The sequence below is a fragment of the Candidatus Chloroploca asiatica genome (assembly GCF_002532075.1).
Classification (GTDB): Bacteria; Chloroflexota; Chloroflexia; order Chloroflexales; family Chloroflexaceae; genus Chloroploca; species Chloroploca asiatica.
Genome location: NZ_LYXE01000127.1, coordinates 92,538 through 110,425 on the forward strand (window position 1 = coordinate 92,538; position 17,888 = coordinate 110,425).

Sequence of the window (17,888 nt, forward strand, 5' to 3'; positions counted from 1 at the left end):
ATATAGCCCTGCTCTGGATACAAGCTCCATTATAGCCTGAGTCGTAGTGATTTGGTGGAGGCGGACGACCAAGGGCTACGCTGAAAATGGGGGAATCACGTTCCCCCATTTTCAGCGTAGCCCTACTGATAGCGGAATACTTTGGTGACGAGCTGGTTCAGGCCAATTACGGAAGCGTGTGATCCCAGATTAACAAGCCCGGGCCATGACTCAGCACAACGTGGGGCTGTGGTTCACCTAAACTCAGCGTGCGCTGCTGCGGATCGGGGGGCAGGGCAATGATGTCGCCTTCGGGACTGAAGATGACCCGGACGCACGTGAAGGCAAAGGTTAGTTCGGCCTGGCTTTGCAGGGTCAACTCGAGATCACTGTCACTATTTGCCCCGACACTGCCACCAAGCTCGGTCATCGTTTCACGCAGGACGCTTATATCAACATTGAGTCGTCGCCCGCGCGCCGAACTGAGCACGATGCTGATCTGACGACTAATCAGGATTGAGTCGATTAACAACAATTCATATCCTGACTCATTGAACAGAATCGATGCGGCGGGGTTTTGGCGATCGATGCGGCGTTCGGTCAGTGCCCACCCAAGGGCATTGGGATCGACGGCGCGCCGACGTGCTTCGGGAAAGGCGAAGGTGAGGTGGGCCGCTCCTGCAAACCCCGCTTCAAGGTCGGCATACGGTAAACCAAAACCCCGTAGAAAGCCGCGCAAGATGTGCAACCCCAGGTCGAGATTGACTTTGCGTGATCGCCGCCCCGAAATATCGGTCAGCAACGACTCTTCAATTGGTAACCCGAGCGGGCGTGCATCTTCAAGCATTGGCAACAAGGAACCACGAAAATACGTCCGTTTGTGGTGGTGGAGTAGTACCGTCAACGGAATTACGCGGGCATCGGGGATGCGCACGATATTCGCGTTGAAGAGATCATGCACCAGCCCGGTGAGCGGATCTTCACGACAGAGGGGAATAATAGTCATTACGGCTCCTTACGCCTGGCGAAAGCGCTTTAAGAAGGGTGGAATATCCAGGGCATCCTGTTCGCGTATGCTGACCGGCTCGGCGGGGGCCGGGCGTGGTTTGACCTGGTTGATGCGTGAGAGCATCGCATACGGTTGCGCCAATGGTACCGACTCTTGCAGGCTGAACCCGGTGGCGACTAGCGTAACTTTGACCGAGCCGTTACTCAGCGTGGGGTCGATGGTTGCCCCCAGGATGATGTTGGCGTCGGGATCAATGGTGCGTGCGACCATTTCGGCGACCCGTTGCACTTCGAAGAGCCCCAGGTCTTCGTTGCCTGAGACATGCAAGAGGAGGCGGCTGGCTCCTTCAAGACGGCCTTCGAGCAAGGGGCAGGCCATGGCTCGGCGGGCCGCTTCGACGGCTCGGTCGGCACCCTGCGCCGAGCCGATGCCCAGTAAGGCCGGACCGGCTTCACTCATAATGGCCCGTACGTCGGCGAAATCAACATTGATCAGGCCATGGTTGGTGACTAGGTCGGCAATGCCCTGAACGCCATGGCGCAGCACTGCGTCAGCCATGCTGAATGATTCGCGTACCGTGGTGCTGCGTCCAGCCACTTGCAACAGGCGGTCGTTGGGTACGACGATGACTGTATCGGCAACGGCGCGCAGTGCCTCAAGGCCCTCTTCGGCGGTGCGCGCTCGCCGCCGCCCTTCAAATGAGAAGGGACGGGTCACGAGCGCCACGGTGAGTGCCCCGAGTTCGCGGGCGACTTCCGCCACAATTGGGGCCGCCCCGGTGCCGGTGCCTCCGCCCATGCCAGCCGCAATAAAGACCATATCAGCCCCCCGCAGTGCGGCGGTCAGGGCTTTGAGCGACTCTTCAGCCGCATGACGCCCAACCTCTGGGTTGCCGCCCGCTCCCAGTCCTCGGGTGAGGTTTTCCCCGAGGCAAATGAGGCCGCCTGCTCGTCCGCCAGATAACGCCTGCCGATCCGTATTTGCCGCAAGCGTATCAATTGCCGCCATCCGATGTTTGACCAGACAGTTGATAACATTGCCACCGGCCCCCCCCACTCCGATGACCCTGATCCGTAATTCGGGCGGACTTACCGTGAGGACGTCAGTGTCGGTTTGGAAGGGCGTCTGATCGGAGGTTGGTGCTGGAAAGAAGATCAATCGCTCAGCCATGGACGTATTCCTTTGCATAGCCTGCGTTGCGCAGGACACGAATCCGTTCGGAGGGGATCTGCAGGGTGGCTGAGAGGGAGCGTACTAGCCACGAAAGGGCACGGCGTTGGATCGTGTCAGCGTCGGACGGTCCTCCCTCAACGGCAATGACGATTGAGCGTTCACCAAGCGCGGTATCGGGTGCTGCAGTCGCAACGCAGGCTTCGTCGCAGAGGCGATAGATGGCTCCGGTTGCATCAATGTAGTAGTGCCAGCGCCCTGCCGCTGCTTCATGGTAGAGGTCGTTGCCAACAGGGCCTGTCGTTGCCGTGATCAAGATGGTGTCGGTTTGTGGGCGGGTGCGTTGCTGATGCTGGTGGAGCGAGGTGCCCATATCAAAGATAATCGGTTGCGCCGATGGGCTGCCGAGGAGGGCCGTCGGTTCTTCTGGTTCGTGCTGGTTCCAGCTGAGGCCCAGGTGGACACGTTGACGGAGACGGGTCAGCGGGTGTTCTGGATGCCCGCCCAGAAGGATGCCGGTTAGTCCGCCGACACGTGCCGCATTGTTGTTGAGCCCGATGACCTTTGTTTCGTTGGGTAGCGCTTTGTCGAGCGGCCAGTCGACCGAGGGCAACTGGCAGGCCAGGATATCAAGGGCAAAGGGCATCAGCAGATAGGCTTCGGTTTGTACCATGACGACTTCGGGGCGCCCGAGGGGTGCCCCGAGGCGTCGCCGTTCGGCCTGGCGGATCAAGAGGGCTTCGGCATCGTAGCGTCGCCCCGTCCGCGAACGGTAGAGGTCGTCGAGCAGGGTGCGGCGCAGGGTGCTGGTCGTGTCGGCATCGAGGCCGGCGAGGGTGCGGTTCATCTCGCTCAGACGATAGACGGTTTGCCAGTCGTCAACTGGTGAACAGAGGCTGTCGAGGCTGAAGTGCTGGCAGGTGAAGGCCTGGCGCCCGTTGATCGTCAGGCGGTGGTTGGCCCCGATGGGAACCCCCAGTCGGGCTGATTGTTTGAGATAGGTCTGGTGAAAGGCCCACGCGGGCTTGAAGCCATGTAACGGGTCGGCAGAGCGAAAGAGTAGGTCGAGCAAGGCGTCACGCAGCGGGCCCGCAGGGGTTTGTTGCAGCCGTTTGGTCTGCTGCTGGGCTGGTGGTTCATCATCTGGACCGTTGGCCTCGGCATAGATCAGGTCACGCGCATAGGCCTCGATGAGCAGGGGGGCCTGACCGGGCAGCCGCACGGCGCGATCACGGTCATCCTGGGCTGTGCCGCCGCTCTGTCCGGTTGGGCGGGTGGTAATGACGGCCACTGGCAGCCCGAGACTCTGGTGGCGTGCGGCAGCAAAGAGCGGCCAGTCGGCCGCGATACCGGTACCGGCGGCACGGTAGGCGAGATCGAGCATCAGGTTGCGTACCTGATCCTGGGGTGGAGCGCTGCTGGCGTCACTGTTGGTATACACGCGCGCCACAAAGGTTTGCCAGGGGAAACCGGCAGGATCGGTTTTGCGCCCCGGACTGATATCGAGGTGGCGCACAAGCTGGCTGCGAGGTACGTTGTAACGTTCGACCAGCATCCGGGTGAGCGCGACGGTTGCCGCTATCTGGGCCTCGGGGTAGGGGTCACGCCCGGTATTGAGGTTCTCCAACTCGATGCCGACCGAGACCGTGTTGAGGTTCTCGCGCATCTGCCCATCGATCATCCAGCGACTCACCCCGGCATGCCAGGCGATGTCTTCATCCTTCACCAACTGGCTGATCCGTCCGGCTTTATCAATGTAATAGTGGCACGAGATTGGTCTGCGTTCGTCACCACCTTTGCGGAGCCACCCGAGATCACCGGGTCCCCGGCCCGCTGTGGCGTGGATCACAATGGCCCGAATCCGTTCGGCGCTGCCACGTTGAAAATGTTGACGGGTCATCCCGACCCACGTAATGTTGACCATCCCTGGTTCTCGCTTTATTTCATGACAACGGTTCGCGCCGCATCTGACCTCTCAGCGCCTCTGCGTTAACCCAAGACTGCTGCGCCAACGCTTCTACCCAACCACCCGCATCGTGACGTCTTGAATCGAAGCTCCACTATCAGCAATGACGCGCTGGTTGCTGTGGGGGCGCCCTTGAATGCTGAGTGAGCGAATGACCGCCCCCCGGCGTGCCAGCACACTCTGGCGCACATCATCAGGCTTGACCGCCCCTGCCGACAAGGTGCGCGCCGGTTCGCGCAGGTAAAAAGGGCCACCGGTGCGATTCCGTAGGTAGAGCGCCGGGACATACCACGATGCCCCGTCCGCTTCTTCGACAAAGAGGACCCGCCGCGCCTGGGCAACGCCCTCCTGTAGGCTCCTGCCGTCGGCAAGGGTGCGATAGATCGCCGCAGCCGCCCGGCTCGCTGCGGTTGAACGCACGGCCAGTTGCATGCCCAGCACTGCCGGTATGCCTGCCGCCACGAGCGCCTGGGCGACGCCGCCGAGCAGTGGATCACCCATCCCCCCACCGACACTGGCTCCTTCGCAGGCATAGAGGGCGACCAACCCGACCTTGCCGAGTAGGGCGACAAAGGCTTCGGCAGGTACCCAGCTTGCGCCGTTGGCATTATCAAGCAAGAGTTCGCCCAGTCCGCCGCGCAACCGCCCGTGCCCGTAAAAGTGCAGAATGTCAGGTGGCTCGCCTTTCAACGCGCGTACTAGTCCTGTGCGATCGGCTGGCTCTAACTCTTCGATGATCGCCTGCCCTTTTTCTACCAGTGGCGCAAGCGCTTCGTTGCGTGCGGCTCGCTCGACATAACGTAACTCGGTACTGATCCCAGCTTCAGGCGAGACGGCGAGGATGCGCAGCGGGCCGCGTCCACGGCGCAGAGGCGGCAAGGCCTGCGGCAGATCGAGTCGGCGCGTAAGACTGCCCGCTTCGCCGCGCCCGAGGAGCAACGGGGCTGAGCCGTCATCCCAGAGCAATTCCCAGGGGAGGGCGGCAAGGCGTACGGCGTCGGGTGGAAAGCAGAGTTCGATTGCAAGCGGCACCCCCGTCGCTGTGGCGTGATTGCGTGTACTCTCGAGCGCTTCGCGACCGGCAGGATCAGCTGTTAAGGCGGTGTAGAGCCGCCGCCCGATCCTTCGTGGGGCATCCAGCGGCACCCGCTCGTTGCTGTCCCAGAGTCCCAGGGTATCAAGGCGTGTCCGTTCTTCGGGGGTAAAGCTGAAGTGTCGTTCTTGCATCGCTGTACGCGCATAGGGATAGGCGGGATCTTGCAATACATCAAGCGCACGCAAGACGAGGGCCAGTTCACTCGCTGGAATCGGGGGCACCATACGACTCTGGCGCACCCCAATAATGTCGGCTTCCCAGCGTACGGTTGCCCCAGCCCCACGGAGTAGGAAGATCAAGCGCAGGTCGACTGATTCCAGTGCGTTGCTCACGACGTCACCTCTTCGGTTGTCCAGACCATACGGAAGCCCAGGAGGTTATAGCGCTGGGCGGGGTGAAACCAGTAATGCGTGCCACAACGTAGGGCGTCGCCGTCCCAGTTGAAAGCGCCCCCTTTGATCGCAGGCATTTGCTCGGGCGAGACATCGTGACAGGGCGTGCGTTCGTTGAGCCGCTCGGCCAGGCTGGCAGTCCATTCCCAGATGTTGCCCGCCAGATCGAGGGCACCACAGCAGGCTGCTCCGGTGGGAAAGACGCCGACTGGCGATGGGGCGCGCACGCCGGTGTCGGTATAATTGGCTCGTTCTGGGGTGACCGCTTCGTCGCCCCACGGAAACGTCCGTTGGTCGGTATGGCGTGCTGCTCGTTCCCATTCCAGCGTCGTTGGCAGGCGCAAGACCTCGCCAGGGTAGAGCCAGCCAGCCGTGCGCCCGAGTGCCGTGAGCCAGGCACAGTAGGCACTGGCCTCGTACCACGAGACGCCAACCACGGGTTGGTTGGGGTTGTTGTATTGCCCATTCGTCCAGAGGGCTGGCTGGGTAATCGGGACGATCACGTCTTCGGACGAAGGCATGCGCCCGCCGTAGTCGAGAAAGGTGCGCCCCTCTGGGGTCCACCAGCGCTCGTCACGGTAGCCGCCGGCTTCGATAAACCGCTGATACTCGCTGTTGGACACCGGATAGCGGGCCAGACGAAAGCTATAGCCTAGGTAGGTCTGGTGAAGCCCACTGCTGCGCCCGTGTTTGAGCCGTTCGTCGCCCGACCAGAAGTGCCCCGCGGCGACATCACACCAGTAATCGGCAATGCGGGCTTCGATGCCACCGGTGGCCCGGCCATCGCTCAGGTTGAGCAGGCGTGGATCGCCGAGTTGACCCAGCACGAGTCCTCCGCTGACGCGGGTCGTGAGCGGCGTCGCCGGATCCGTTGCTAGTTGCACCAGTGCGCCAGTCACGGCTTGCCAGGCCCGTCCGCCGGCACCATTCCGTCCGACATCAAGCAGACACTCACCCGCAAGAACGACGGGATGGATGCCAGCGCGTTCGCCTGGAGGGGCTTCGAGCAGGGCGAGCAAGAGGCGTCCGGCTTCGCGCTGGGGCGCTGCGGCGACTGCGAGACGGATGACCTCACGCCAGCGTGGATCATGGGCATAGTTTTGCAGCAAGAGGGCCGGATCTTCGATTGCAACCGACTCGAGCAACCCGCGTGCGGCCAGGTACTCCTGAAAGGTCAAGTGCAAAAACGCGAACTTCCCGAAACCACGCTCTTGTAACAGCCCCGTATCGCGGCGCATCAACTCCACAAAGGCCAGGGCCATCCGTCGGGCGCGTCGCCGTGGCATCCCATCCGTCTGTTCGAGCGTCTCGGCCAGACGTTTTTCGAGATCAACCTGTTCGATCAAGCCTTCGGCATGTTCACGGTGCATCCAGAGCGCCAGTGGGCCCAACAGATTCACGACAAAGCGTTCGTCGAGCAATTCATCGCCGAGATAGACTTCGACGGGGCGTCCGCTCAGCGAGCGAGCGCGGTTCCAGGTTTCGGCCAGCGCGGCGACGCAGAGCCGGTAGAGTTCGACGCGTCGATCAGGCAGGCGCGCCCCCTGGTTGTGGATCAAGGCGAGAATCGTGAGCAGCAGCGGGTTCCGGGCGAGTTCAGTCACGTGGGGAACCGCAAAGACCGCTTCGGTGAGCGATGCGCTATAGGCCGCGACGCGCCGTTCGTGTTCAACTGCAACCGACTCACGCACGAGATCATGCAAGAGTTCGTCGACCGGAGGAACCGGGGGCATGCTGCTCGCGGCATAGGCCTGGCTCCAGCGCTGAATAAAACAACGAATCTGGGCGTCACTGAGCGGTTGGATCGTCACCACCGCAAAGAGCGCTGGATCAAGCGGCGCATCATCGTAGCCCACAATCCGTGAGGTTGCGAGGAACCGGTTCCCCGGTGCGTCCCATTCACGCACAAAGGCTTCAAGCACCCGGATCGTCGCTTGTCGGTCGGTGCGCACCTCATCGAGGCCATCGAGCAGCACCATCGCCCGCCCGGTTGTCAGCGCGCGCTGAAAGAGCGCTCCATAATCGGGCTGCGAGAGGCCGCGGTAATAATCAGCAAGGTATGCGAGGGGCGCGAGATCTTCTTTGCCGGGGCGACGGCGCGCCGCCGCAAAGGCAGCCACCGGAAAGAAGATTGGCAACCAGATCGGATCGAGCCCCAGGCGCTCGCGGGCATCGTTGCGGGTCAGAGCCAGCATCAGATAGCGCACCAGCGTACTCTTGCCACTGCCCGGATTGCCGAGCACCACCAGGAGCGGCTGTTCACAGACAAAGGTATGTAACGATACGCCTTGGCCCTGTGGCCCAAGCGCTTCAACCGGAATATAGATCTGTTCTAGATTGAGCCGACTGATGGTCTGGATTTGAAGCAGCCCGCGAAAATCGAGTTGATTGAAATTCTCGTTGATAAAGGCCCGATAGCGCGCATAGAGCAGCGCCAGATCGGGGCTAGCCGCTCCTGGTACCGTATAGAGGTTGCCCCGGACAATCGTCTGCTGCACGTGGTGGATCGCGGCCCCATTGGTCGCCACAATGCCCTGGGCAAACTGCTCGGCGAGGGGGGCAATTGGCGCGACGCGGGCACTGCGAAGCAGATCAATCGCTGTGCGCTCATCGGGGCTCGGCAAAAGTCGCCGCAGGCGGGCGTGATCGGCCAGGGCCTGGGGCACGAGTTGGCCCAGGAGACGGATCAGCGCGGGCCCGGCCACCCGCCACGGGGGCAACGTCACCTCGGCGTTTGCCATGCAGGGTCGTACCTCACGCCGGTACAACTCAACGAGCCGATTCAGATCGGGCTCACCAGCGAGCAACAGTTCTTCCACCGCAGCCGCCCGAAACCGGGCGGCTACGGGCGCTTCGTCGGTGAGCAGCGTAAGCAGCAACGGAACCGCCGGATCGGACTCTTCCTGCCCCAGGCGTTCGGCTGCACGGGTCATAGCACGGGCAAATGGTGCGATCAGTGGCGGTTCAGCGAGGCTCGCGAGGGCCGTCAAGCGCTCGTGGAGCGTTGCGGGTGTGGCCTCGGTTGCAGCCTGGTCTTCGAGTTCCAGCGCAACGGCCCCCAGCGTCGCGGCCAGGGCACGGGCCAGGTCACTCATTACGGTTCCCTCCCGCCCGGGATCTGCTCGTCAAGCAGGTGGCGCAACATCTCATCCGACGACATCACTCGGGCGGGCGGCCTGGCTGCCGGGCTGGACGACGTTCCGGCACAGAGGCCACGTTCAGCCTGGAGAATACCGCGCAGTCGTGTACGGGCCGTGGTAGCACTACCGACCTCTGGTTCAACATACACAGGGCGAGATAGGCGCAACATCGCAGTACCTCCCAGCTCTTCAGAACGCTCAGTGCAGCCCACTTGATCCTTGTTAGTATCTTATGAGTTGCTTATCAGGTTGCTAATCAACTATACTATAGCACATAGTATGATTTTTGTTAAGTCCCTCTCGCGGGTGCTTTTCGGGCTCTTTTCGGGGGAGATTGCCCGGTTTTGACTCTTGCAAAGTAGTACGATGTGTTGTAGTATAACGTATGTCAGGGTCATATGCAAGCTATTCGCTCCTTTTTGACCCTTCGAAGTCGTCTCTAAGACCGCTCGTTGAACTGAGCGTAGGCGCTAAAAGCTCTGAGGAGGTGGAACGAGCCCCAAAGTTCTTGCCCAGTACCCAGACCTCAGGATAGTCCTGAAGGTACGCTAATAAGAACCCGATAAGGTATAGACAAGTCGCCTGAAATATGCTAGAATAAGACCCGACGAGACCCTGAAAGGAACCCGGTAATGACTACGTCTCGTGAAGAAACCCAGAATGAGGCTTCGGAAGAGCAGTTGGCCGTGACGGTGCCGCTCAAAGTTTTGGGCATTGCTACTGCCTATGCAGCCATCCTGAGCTACCTTGAACGACGTTTTCCCATTAAGCCTGACCATATCTGGGCTGAAGTAGCTGGAGGAGTCCTTATTTCGTTGGTGCCGGTTGCGTTGACCGCCCGCAAGTCCAGACATTTGGATTGGCGGGTCTATGAAGGTACTATCTGGCGTAGCTTTATTGCTTCCGGGACGCCGATCATTCTCTGGCAGATCGGTGAGGCAGTGCTCCGTCAGATGGAACTCCTGAATTACACGACGGCACGTGAGTTACAAAGGCCAGATGCCTATGCCTACGATACCACGCCGCTGGCCCATCGAAGTGGAGAGCGAGCGCGAGGAGGCAATTCGCTCAGCTAACGAGGCGGCTCAGATCCTTCAGAAAGCTCAGGCGACCCTTGATAGCGCTCGGGCAAAGGTTAATGCCCATCAGAGCTTTGCTCTGGTGCTAGTGACCGATACCGAGCGCTATCTCGCCGATGCACTTACTCGTACCGAACGCGTGCGCCGCTATCTCTCCGTCGCTCGCAGTAAGTCCATCAATGGCCGCTGGCCCCAGGGGGTTTCTCGCCAGCGCGAAGAAGCTGAAGAAGCCCTTGATCGTGCGATTACCCTCCTCTATGATGGTGAACGAGGCCTTGCCCCTCTTCGTGAAAAAGTAACCAAAAATCCGGCGCTTTGTGATGCGATGATTGCCGATCTCTCGCTTGCCCTGGCCCGTTCCCTCAATCGGATCGAACGCGTTGTTCGTCTTTTGACTGAAGCTGGCCTCGGGCGTGATTGATCCTTCCGCTTGACACCGCTTCAACCCACGGCTACAATCCGCCGTGGGTTTGTTTTGCCTTGCGGGGTCGTCATGAAAGTACCGTTGAGTTGGCTGAAAGAGTTTGTTGCGGTTGAGTGCTCGCCTGATGAGTTGGCCCATCGCCTTACCTTCGGTGGTCTTGAGGTTGCCCAGGTGCGCTATCTTGGGCTTGAAGGCGCTGAGTTGCCCTGGGATCCTGATCTGATTGTGACCTGCAATATTCTTGAGGTGTTGCCCCATCCCAATGCGGATCGTTTGGTGCTCGCTACCGTTGATTATGGGGCCGCTCAGCCCCATACGGTTGTCACCGGTGCGCCTAATCTCTTTCCGTATCGCGGCCTTGGTCCCCTCGCCCATCCCCTCAAGGCGGTCTTTGCCCGTGAGGGTGCGCGTCTCTATGACGGTCACGCCGAAGGATGGGTCATTACGACGCTCAAGGCGCGCCCCGTCCGCGGGGTGCTCAGTGATGCGATGCTCTGCTCCGAAAAGGAACTCGGTATCTCTGAAGAGCACGATGGCATTCTGTTGCTCGAAGATGAGATGCCCGTTGGGCACCCCCTCCGCGATCTGCTCGGTGAGGTGATCTTTGAAATTGAGATTACCCCCAATTATGCCCGCGCGCTCTCGATTGTTGGCGTCGCTCGTGAGGTCGCTGCGTTGACCGGTGCGCCGCTGACCATCCCTGAGCCCCAGGTGCTCGCTGAAGGTGCGCCTATCGCAGGCCGCGCTGCGGTGACGATTGAGGCCCCCGAGTTGTGCCCCCGCTTTGCGGTCGGGCTCGCTGAAGGGGTGCAGATTGGCCCTTCCCCGCAGTGGATGCAGCGCCGCCTTGTCAATGCCGGGATGCGCCCGATTAGCAATGTGGTCGATATCTCGAACTATGTGATGCTCGAGTGGGGCCAGCCAACCCACGCCTTCGATGCCGCTAAAGTCGTCGATCACCATCTGATCGTGCGCCCTGCTCTGCCTGGTGAACGCCTCGTTACCCTCGATGATAAGGATCGCGATCTGACCCCTGGCTCGGCCAGTGGTCTCGAACGTACCCCCCTGATGGTCTGTGATGCCTCGGGTTCTCTTGCGGTCGCCGGGGTGATGGGCGGCGCTTCTAGTGAGGTCAGTTCGGCCACAACGTCTGTCCTTCTTGAGGCGGCAATCTGGGAACCAACGCAGATCCGGAAGACGGCCCGCGGTATGAAGTTGCCCAGTGAGGCCTCCCGCCGCTTTGAACGCGGGGTGGATTATGCGCTGCCTCCCATCGCGCTGCGGCGTGCCCTCGAGTTGATGCGCCGCTATGCCGGGGCGACGATTGCCCAGGGCTTTGTTGATGTTTATCCCCGCCCTTGGCAGCCACTGATACTTGAGCTTACAACCGCCGAGGTTGCTCGCATGCTTGGCATTCATCTAACGCCTCCCGAACTCGCCAGCCTGCTGCAACGCCTCGGTTTTGCCTGTATACCTCACGAGACGCCTGCCCCCTATGTGACTGTCGAGGTGCCTTCGTTTCGCCAGGATGTGACCATCCGCGCCGATCTCTGCGAGGAGGTCGCACGTGTCTATGGCTATGACCAGATTCCGCCTACTCGCCTTGCCGATGAGTTGCCCCCGGCGATGCAGTCGCCCGAACTCGCCCTCGAACAGCGCGTCCGCGAGGTGCTCGTTGGCGCGGGTTTGACTGAGTTGATTACCCATTCGCTCATTGATATGAACCTCGTTGCGTCCGTCGCTCCCTCAGAGGCGCTTGAGGCCCACTATCTTAAGCTCACGAATCCAAATACCCCCGAAAAGACCTTTTTACGCCGTTCGCTCCTGCCTTCACTTGGGGCCGCACTGACGATGAATCTCCGTGAACGCGAGCGTGTGTCCGTCTTTGAAATCGGGCGTGTCTACCTTAAGGTGAAAGACGCCTGGCTGCCCGCCGAGCCGCGTCGCCTTGCGCTTGCGCTCGCTGGTCCGCGTGAGCCCGAAGCTTGGGGGCCGGCTCACCGCGAGCTCTACGATTTTTATGATCTCAAAGGCATGGTCGAGCTGCTTGTTGCTCGCCTCGGCTTGACCGACCGGATCAGCTTTGTCCCGCTCACTGACGACGAGCGCTTCCACCCCGGTCGTTCCGCTACGCTGATGCTCATGCCGGAGAGTTCTGGGGGCAAGGCGAGCCCCCAGCGCGACAATGGTCAGGCGCCAGGGGTGGCGGTCGGGGCTCTTGGTGAAATGCATCCCGCCGTTCGTGTCCGCCTCGAACTTGGGGTGGCGCGGGCGGTCTTCGCCGAGCTTGATCTCGCTGCACTCATTGCGGCGGCGCAACCGCCAACCTTCCGCCCAATCTCCCGCTTCCCCGCGACCGTGCAAGATCTCTCGATCGTGGCCCCCCTCGAGGTTTCGGCAACCCGCGTGGCTGCGCTCATCCGGCGGGGTGCCGGCGATCTCCTCGAAGACTTGACGCTCTTCGATGTCTATACTGGCCCCCAGGTTGGCGAAGGTAAACGCAGCCTTACCTATCACCTGACCTTCCGTGCCCCCGATCGCACCCTCAGCGATGAGGCGTTGACCCGCGTGCGCCGTAAGATCATCACTGGCCTCGAACGCGAGCTTGGTGCAACCATGCGAACGTAGAAGAGCTTCCCGGAAGTTTAGCTTCCGGGAAGCTCAATATCCCGGCAGTCTGACCAGTAATCTGGGCCTGGATAGAAGGCATCAGGATGATCTGGGGTGAAGATCACGCCTTCTTTCTGCCAGTTTGCTGGTTCGGCTGGATTGGTGCTTGTGGCCAGCATGATCGTCTGGGCGATCTGGTTGTTCACCCCGGTATAGTACATGTAGAAGATTCCGTCACGTTCAATCACATGAGGAGCCCAGATCTCCCACTCATCGGGTTCACCTGGTTTCCCATGCTCAAGCGGCGTCGCGAGCTCTTCCCAAGTACAAAAATCGCGGGTTCGTGCATACGCAACGCGTCTTTGAGCCGTACTCCGGCAATGCTCAGGGGTGTGTGGCAAGCCGTACTGCTGGTTCCAGGCTGATGCTGGCTGAAGCTATGTGCTGTCGTGCTGAGCAGGCTGATCAGAGGCACAACGACGAGCCCGCGCATGCTTGTCTTAGCTCGGTTCTGGTTTGCGCTCATGTTCAATGATCCGGAGGATTGCTTCGGCTCGCTCGGCTTCGTCATACCCAACCCCGTCGGGGTGGTAGCGTGCCTGTTCGTAGATCTGGGTCAGCGTGGTGAGGGCTGGTTCGGACGGGCTGTGGGGCGCGGTGGTGTGCGCAAATTCGGTGGGCGTCTGGGCGTCATGGCGCACAAGCCCCTTCGCTTCGAGGCGCAAAAGCATCCGTACATAGGCTCGCCGCGTGCGTGTGGTGGCATCATTGCCCTTCAGATCTGCCAGCGCTGCCCGTAAGCCGGTGCGATGAGCGCTAAACGGATGACGTAGGCGGCTCAACAGGCTTCGCACGTCTTCGCCAAGGCTCTGCAGCACGCCCAGCGACTCGCGTTCTTCGTTCATCTGGGTGCTGGTGCTGGTGCGTCGACGCCAGAGCATAATCGCGATGAGCAGCAGGATCAGCGGGATGACCGCCAGCAGCAGACTTGCCCCCTCCACCAGAGCTCCGATCGAGGGCACTGGCGCGAGCACCTCAACCCCCGGTTGACCGCCCTCGGGTGGCGGTATCGGGCGCAAGTCGAACCCGTCGAGGGCTTCAAGCACCCGTTCGAGCAACCAGCGTAGGGGCTCACCAAAGATCGTTAGCACGAGCCAGACAAGGATCCCGCCGATGAGCGCAAACGGCAGCACTACGATGCGTAGCCCAAACTCGACTGTGCCAAGCAGTTCATCGCCACCGATGAGTCCTACGCCAAGGATCGCCAGGCCGAGCACCATCGCCACCGATCCGAGCATCGTTGCCAGCCAGCGCCAGTTCAAGCTCCGCTCTCCATCGTTGGTGGCCTGCGCATGCGTGAGTGCCAGTGCCAGCAACCCGGTTGCCCCAAACCCTACAATATGAAGCAGCATCTCCGGAGCATTCAACGGCCTGCCTGTGCCCATCAAGGTTCCCAGCAGCAAACTTGCTACAGCCAGCGCCGCACCGCGCCCAAAGAGCACCCCGGCGGCATTGCCGTCGCGATGATCGATCTGCATCCCACGCCAGAAGAGCACAAGGCCCACCAGCAAGAGCGTATATGCCCCGGCAAAACCGGGTTGACCTGGCTGGAGGCGTTGGAAGAGCGCAGCGACGTTCCCCGCCGCAAAGAGTGGCACCAGCAGCGCACTCGCCATGGCACTCACGGCGAGCAACCCACGCTGTCGCCCCAGGCTTAGCCGTCGCGTCGCATGTTGGCTCAGCCAACCCAGGCCTACCACAACGAAGAGCAGTGGCCACGGGGCTGTCAGCGTCGTCAACGCCAGCAATGGCAGGCTTATCACCGTCGTCGCAAGGGCTAGCAGTACCAGCACAAAAAAGAGGCGCATACAGGGGAAAAAGCAGCGAGGGCAGGCTCATCGGCCTGCCCTCGCTTGGTGGTAGACTACTTTGTTTCGCGGTAGGTTACGTGGCGGCGCACCAGAGGATCATACTTGCGGAGTTCGATCCGGCTGGGATCATTCCGCCGATTCTTCATCGTTGTATACGAATGACCACTCTCGGTGCTCTTCAACTTAATCACGATCCGATTGCCCTTTTTCGAAGCCATGGCTCAATTCCTCTCTGGCGCAGCAAAACGCGCTCTCTGGCGCACTGCCGACCATTGTAGCATTATTTCTCAGCACCGGCAAGCGGAGCCGTTACTTCTGCCTTGCGGAAAATGATCCGCAGTGCCTCGTTTTCAAAATACGCATCCTGGGCCCGTAGCCGGGCGAGACTCTGGGGCAGCACAATGCGGTGGCGATGCCAGCCTACCGAGATCAGCAACTCGTCGGCGCTCTGCGCCAGGTGTACCTGATCCTCTGAGGCAAACGGAAGCGGAATGATCAGATCAAACCCACCGACCATCTTTTCAACCCGTTGTACAGGCCCATGGTAGAGGAACTCGGCCGGATCTTGCTGATCAAACAGGTGATCGGCCAGACGACTGAGGTTCTCGATGCCAACAATCTCACGTTCAAAGTGAGGCGCACGCAGGATCGGCAGTGGCTCGAACATCTCATTCACGAGCGGGGCATACTCTTGCTGCATATTGCGCCACGAGGTAAAGTGGCGATCGACGTCTGTCGGCAAAATGCGATTGACGACCACCGCATCAACCGCATACCCAAAGAGGCTCAGATAGGTCAGGCTGCGCTGGGCTTCACGGATCACCATCTTTTCGAGGTTCATCACAATGCGTGCCGTCGTCACCTGCTGATCAGTCAAAATATGGCGAACATCGACAAGGGCATCAATCGCCTGTTGGGCCGACGCGAGCACATCATCGGCGGCGATCGGCATATCAGTCACCCGTTTGGCAACCGGGCGGACGACTTTGAGCAACGCGCGGGCAATCGGAAAGAGCCGCCCGATCCACCAGCGCATAATATCGGGTAGTGACAGCAAGCGCAAGGTCTCACCAGTCGGCGCGGCGTCAACGACCAGCACATCATACTTTTGCTCATCATAGTGGCGCTTGATCTGCAGGAGACTGAAGAGTTCTTCGGTTCCAGGAATGACTGATAGCTCACCCTGGGCAATCGTCTCGACGCCCTGCCATGCCAGCAGATCCGCGAGGTACTGTGACACCTGCCCCCAGCTTGACTCGAGCTCGTGCAGCGCGTTGATCTCTTGCGCCCAAAGATTCGGATGGACCAGGATCGGCTCGGCGCGCAACTCGACCCCGAGTGAGTCGCCAAGTGAGTGGGCTGCATCAGTACTCAAGACAATCGTACGATAGCCACGCTGGGCGCAGCGCAGCGCGGTTGCGGAGGCAACACTTGTCTTGCCGACCCCGCCTTTGCCAGTATAAAAAAGGATGCGCATGGAGACCCTATCTAGAGGAGACGAACATCAGACACGTTCAAGTACGCTGACCTTGGGTTGGTTCTTGCAAGGCCAGTTCGACCTGTTCCCACCAGGCTCGCACAATCGCGGCATTCGTACCATACCATGGAAGGTCAGGGCGTGGATCGTGACGCAGCCCGGGAATGATAACTTTGCGTGAGCCCTCAAGCAACCCGGCTGTAAGCGGCACCACCCCATCACCCCACTGCTCACCCGACCCATCGATCATTGCATAGCTCTGCCATGCCCCGCGTTCTGGTGGCTGGCCCTGTTGCACCCCGTAGATGCCTCGCCCCATCACGCTAATATAATGCATGAAACGCCAGTAAGCCCCAGGATAGCGTGCCTGCACAAACGCGATCTGATTCAGCCCACCCTGACGCCCGAGCCGCGTCGTCGTATGGGGCGTCCCCAAGGTTACCAGGGCGCTGACGTGGTTGAAACCATTGTACACGAGGCGACGTGGGCCATACGGCTGATCGCCCAGATAGATCCGACAAAGAACCCCACCGGCACTGTGGGCCACCAGAATGACTTTGCGGGTCTGTTGTTCGGCCAGGATATCGCGAACGGCTAGATCAAGAACCCGTAAGAGTGCTCCATAACTATCACTGGCAACAACGCCCGTCCATTCAAAGAGGGTAATCGGCGCAACTTTGACGACGCGCCCGCTGACTTGACCCACCAATTGCTGCAGCTGATTGTATAACGAGTAGTTGCTTCCAAAGCCCCCTACAATCAGGATTGGCTCTCTGCCGATAATGTCACTCATCGGCTTATCCTCGTTTCACGGCAACATAGCTTCCATGCACGCTATTATAACAAAATTGCAAGCCATGGGGTATAATCGCGTGGTTTCATTGGCAAATGTCAACTTCTACGGTAGCAGGAAAGCAACATGGGACGTGGACGTTATCCGGCGCGGTTAAAAGTAGTGCCGCCGCCCGAAGAACTTGCCGCACGCTATCTGCACATCTGGCCTGGACATACGCTCTATGCCCATGCCGAACAGTTTCCGCCCCTCTCATCACCAGGTCTTTTTGGCAATGAGCAGCCGCTCGCTCTCGATATCGGGTGTGCCACTGGTGAGCTTGTGCTGGCCCTTGCCGCAGCCTCCCCAGAGTGCAACTATGTCGGCCTCGACATTGTGGCCAAGCCGCTCTGGCGCGCTGTCGAACGGGCGGCGGCGGCGGATCTGCGCAATGTCTGTTTTATCCAGGCTGATGCCCGCTTGGCTTATCGCCAGATCCCTGCTGCCAGTCTCGCCATGGCCTATGTCCATTTTCCTGCCCCCCTCTTGCGTAACCGCCAACGCAATCAGCGCCTCATTTCGCCAACCCTGTTGACCCAAATGGAGCGCTGCCTTGCCCCTGAGGGCCGCTTGAGTATCATGACTGATCAGCCGGCCCTCTTTGCCGAATGCGAAACGTTGCTGCTTCACCATCCGGGTTTGCTCCCTCTGCCCCCCGAGGCCTGGTCAGTAGCCCTGACTGGCATGATCAAATCACATTATTACCAGCGCTGGGAGGACCGTGGCCGCCCAATCCTTCGCCTTGAGTTGATGCACAATCTTCGCACAGCGTTAACTGGGTCATAAATGCACAACTTTTGTTGCGATCTTGCAATATAATCTCACCTCGTTTTAAGCGCCTGG

15 protein-coding genes are annotated in these 17,888 nt (G+C 60.3%); 4 read left to right on the forward strand and 11 right to left on the reverse strand.

The window, feature by feature from the left end:
* Nucleotides 1-166: 166 nt before the first annotated feature.
* The 6 genes from A9Q02_RS16905 to A9Q02_RS23845 form a co-directional block, all read right to left on the reverse strand.
* Nucleotides 167-985, reverse strand: a complete 819-nt coding sequence (locus tag A9Q02_RS16905) for a gasdermin (protein ID WP_097654262.1) — start codon at nucleotides 983-985, stop codon at nucleotides 167-169.
* 9 nt (nucleotides 986-994) lie between these two features.
* Nucleotides 995-2,158: a cell division protein FtsZ gene (gene ftsZ / locus A9Q02_RS16910; RefSeq protein ID WP_097654263.1), complete on the reverse strand. Its 1,164-nt coding sequence runs from the start codon at nucleotides 2,156-2,158 to the stop codon at nucleotides 995-997.
* A complete protein-coding gene (locus A9Q02_RS16915) occupies nucleotides 2,151-4,082 on the reverse strand; it encodes an N-acetylmuramoyl-L-alanine amidase (protein ID WP_097654264.1) in 1,932 nt (643 codons plus the stop codon). Before A9Q02_RS16915 ends, ftsZ begins: the two co-directional genes overlap by 8 nt.
* A 93-nt stretch (nucleotides 4,083-4,175) precedes the next feature.
* Complete coding sequence (locus tag A9Q02_RS16920) at nucleotides 4,176-5,552, reverse strand: CHAT domain-containing protein (protein WP_097654265.1); 1,377 nt, start codon at nucleotides 5,550-5,552, stop codon at nucleotides 4,176-4,178.
* Nucleotides 5,549-8,707, reverse strand: a complete 3,159-nt coding sequence (locus A9Q02_RS16925; RefSeq protein ID WP_097654266.1) for an NACHT domain-containing protein — start codon at nucleotides 8,705-8,707, stop codon at nucleotides 5,549-5,551. The genes A9Q02_RS16920 and A9Q02_RS16925 overlap by 4 nt, the downstream gene beginning before the upstream one ends.
* Entirely contained in the window at nucleotides 8,707-8,922 is a 216-nt protein-coding gene (locus A9Q02_RS23845; protein ID WP_141508986.1) for a hypothetical protein, read from the reverse strand. The genes A9Q02_RS16925 and A9Q02_RS23845 overlap by 1 nt, the downstream gene beginning before the upstream one ends.
* Before the next feature lie 462 nt (nucleotides 8,923-9,384).
* Here A9Q02_RS23845 and A9Q02_RS16930 point away from each other — a divergent pair, with 462 nt between their 5' ends.
* From A9Q02_RS16930 to pheT, 3 genes are all read left to right on the forward strand, one after another.
* Nucleotides 9,385-9,828 carry a hypothetical protein gene (locus A9Q02_RS16930; RefSeq protein WP_097654267.1) on the forward strand — a complete coding sequence of 148 codons (444 nt, stop codon included), beginning with the start codon at nucleotides 9,385-9,387 and terminating at the stop codon, nucleotides 9,826-9,828.
* Nucleotides 9,758-10,252 carry a hypothetical protein gene (locus A9Q02_RS16935; RefSeq protein WP_141508988.1) on the forward strand — a complete coding sequence of 165 codons (495 nt, stop codon included), beginning with the start codon at nucleotides 9,758-9,760 and terminating at the stop codon, nucleotides 10,250-10,252. Before A9Q02_RS16930 ends, A9Q02_RS16935 begins: the two co-directional genes overlap by 71 nt.
* Before the next feature lie 72 nt (nucleotides 10,253-10,324).
* Nucleotides 10,325-12,883 carry a phenylalanine--tRNA ligase subunit beta gene (gene pheT, locus A9Q02_RS16940; protein ID WP_097654269.1) on the forward strand — a complete coding sequence of 853 codons (2,559 nt, stop codon included), beginning with the start codon at nucleotides 10,325-10,327 and terminating at the stop codon, nucleotides 12,881-12,883.
* Nucleotides 12,884-12,900: 17 nt separating this feature from the next.
* Here pheT and A9Q02_RS16945 read toward each other — a convergent pair whose 3' ends face one another.
* The 5 genes from A9Q02_RS16945 to A9Q02_RS16965 form a co-directional block, all read right to left on the reverse strand.
* Complete coding sequence (locus A9Q02_RS16945) at nucleotides 12,901-13,266, reverse strand: family 43 glycosylhydrolase (protein ID WP_097654270.1); 366 nt, start codon at nucleotides 13,264-13,266, stop codon at nucleotides 12,901-12,903.
* Between the two features lie 99 nt (nucleotides 13,267-13,365).
* Complete coding sequence (locus tag A9Q02_RS16950) at nucleotides 13,366-14,733, reverse strand: DUF4129 domain-containing protein (protein WP_097654271.1); 1,368 nt, start codon at nucleotides 14,731-14,733, stop codon at nucleotides 13,366-13,368.
* Nucleotides 14,734-14,789: 56 nt separating this feature from the next.
* Entirely contained in the window at nucleotides 14,790-14,954 is a 165-nt protein-coding gene (gene rpmG, locus A9Q02_RS16955) for a 50S ribosomal protein L33 (protein ID WP_097654272.1), read from the reverse strand.
* Between the two features lie 62 nt (nucleotides 14,955-15,016).
* Nucleotides 15,017-16,213: an ArsA family ATPase gene (locus A9Q02_RS16960; protein WP_097654273.1), complete on the reverse strand. Its 1,197-nt coding sequence runs from the start codon at nucleotides 16,211-16,213 to the stop codon at nucleotides 15,017-15,019.
* A 37-nt stretch (nucleotides 16,214-16,250) separates the two neighbouring features.
* On the reverse strand, nucleotides 16,251-17,006 hold the full coding sequence (locus A9Q02_RS16965) for an esterase/lipase family protein (protein WP_097654274.1): 756 nt from the start codon (nucleotides 17,004-17,006) through the stop codon (nucleotides 16,251-16,253).
* Nucleotides 17,007-17,132: 126 nt separating this feature from the next.
* Between A9Q02_RS16965 and trmB the strand changes: the two genes are divergently transcribed.
* The gene (gene trmB, locus A9Q02_RS16970) at nucleotides 17,133-17,831 is read left to right on the forward strand and encodes a tRNA (guanine(46)-N(7))-methyltransferase TrmB (RefSeq protein WP_097654275.1); all 699 of its coding nucleotides are present in this window, start codon (nucleotides 17,133-17,135) and stop codon (nucleotides 17,829-17,831) included.
* Nucleotides 17,832-17,888: the final 57 nt, after the last annotated feature.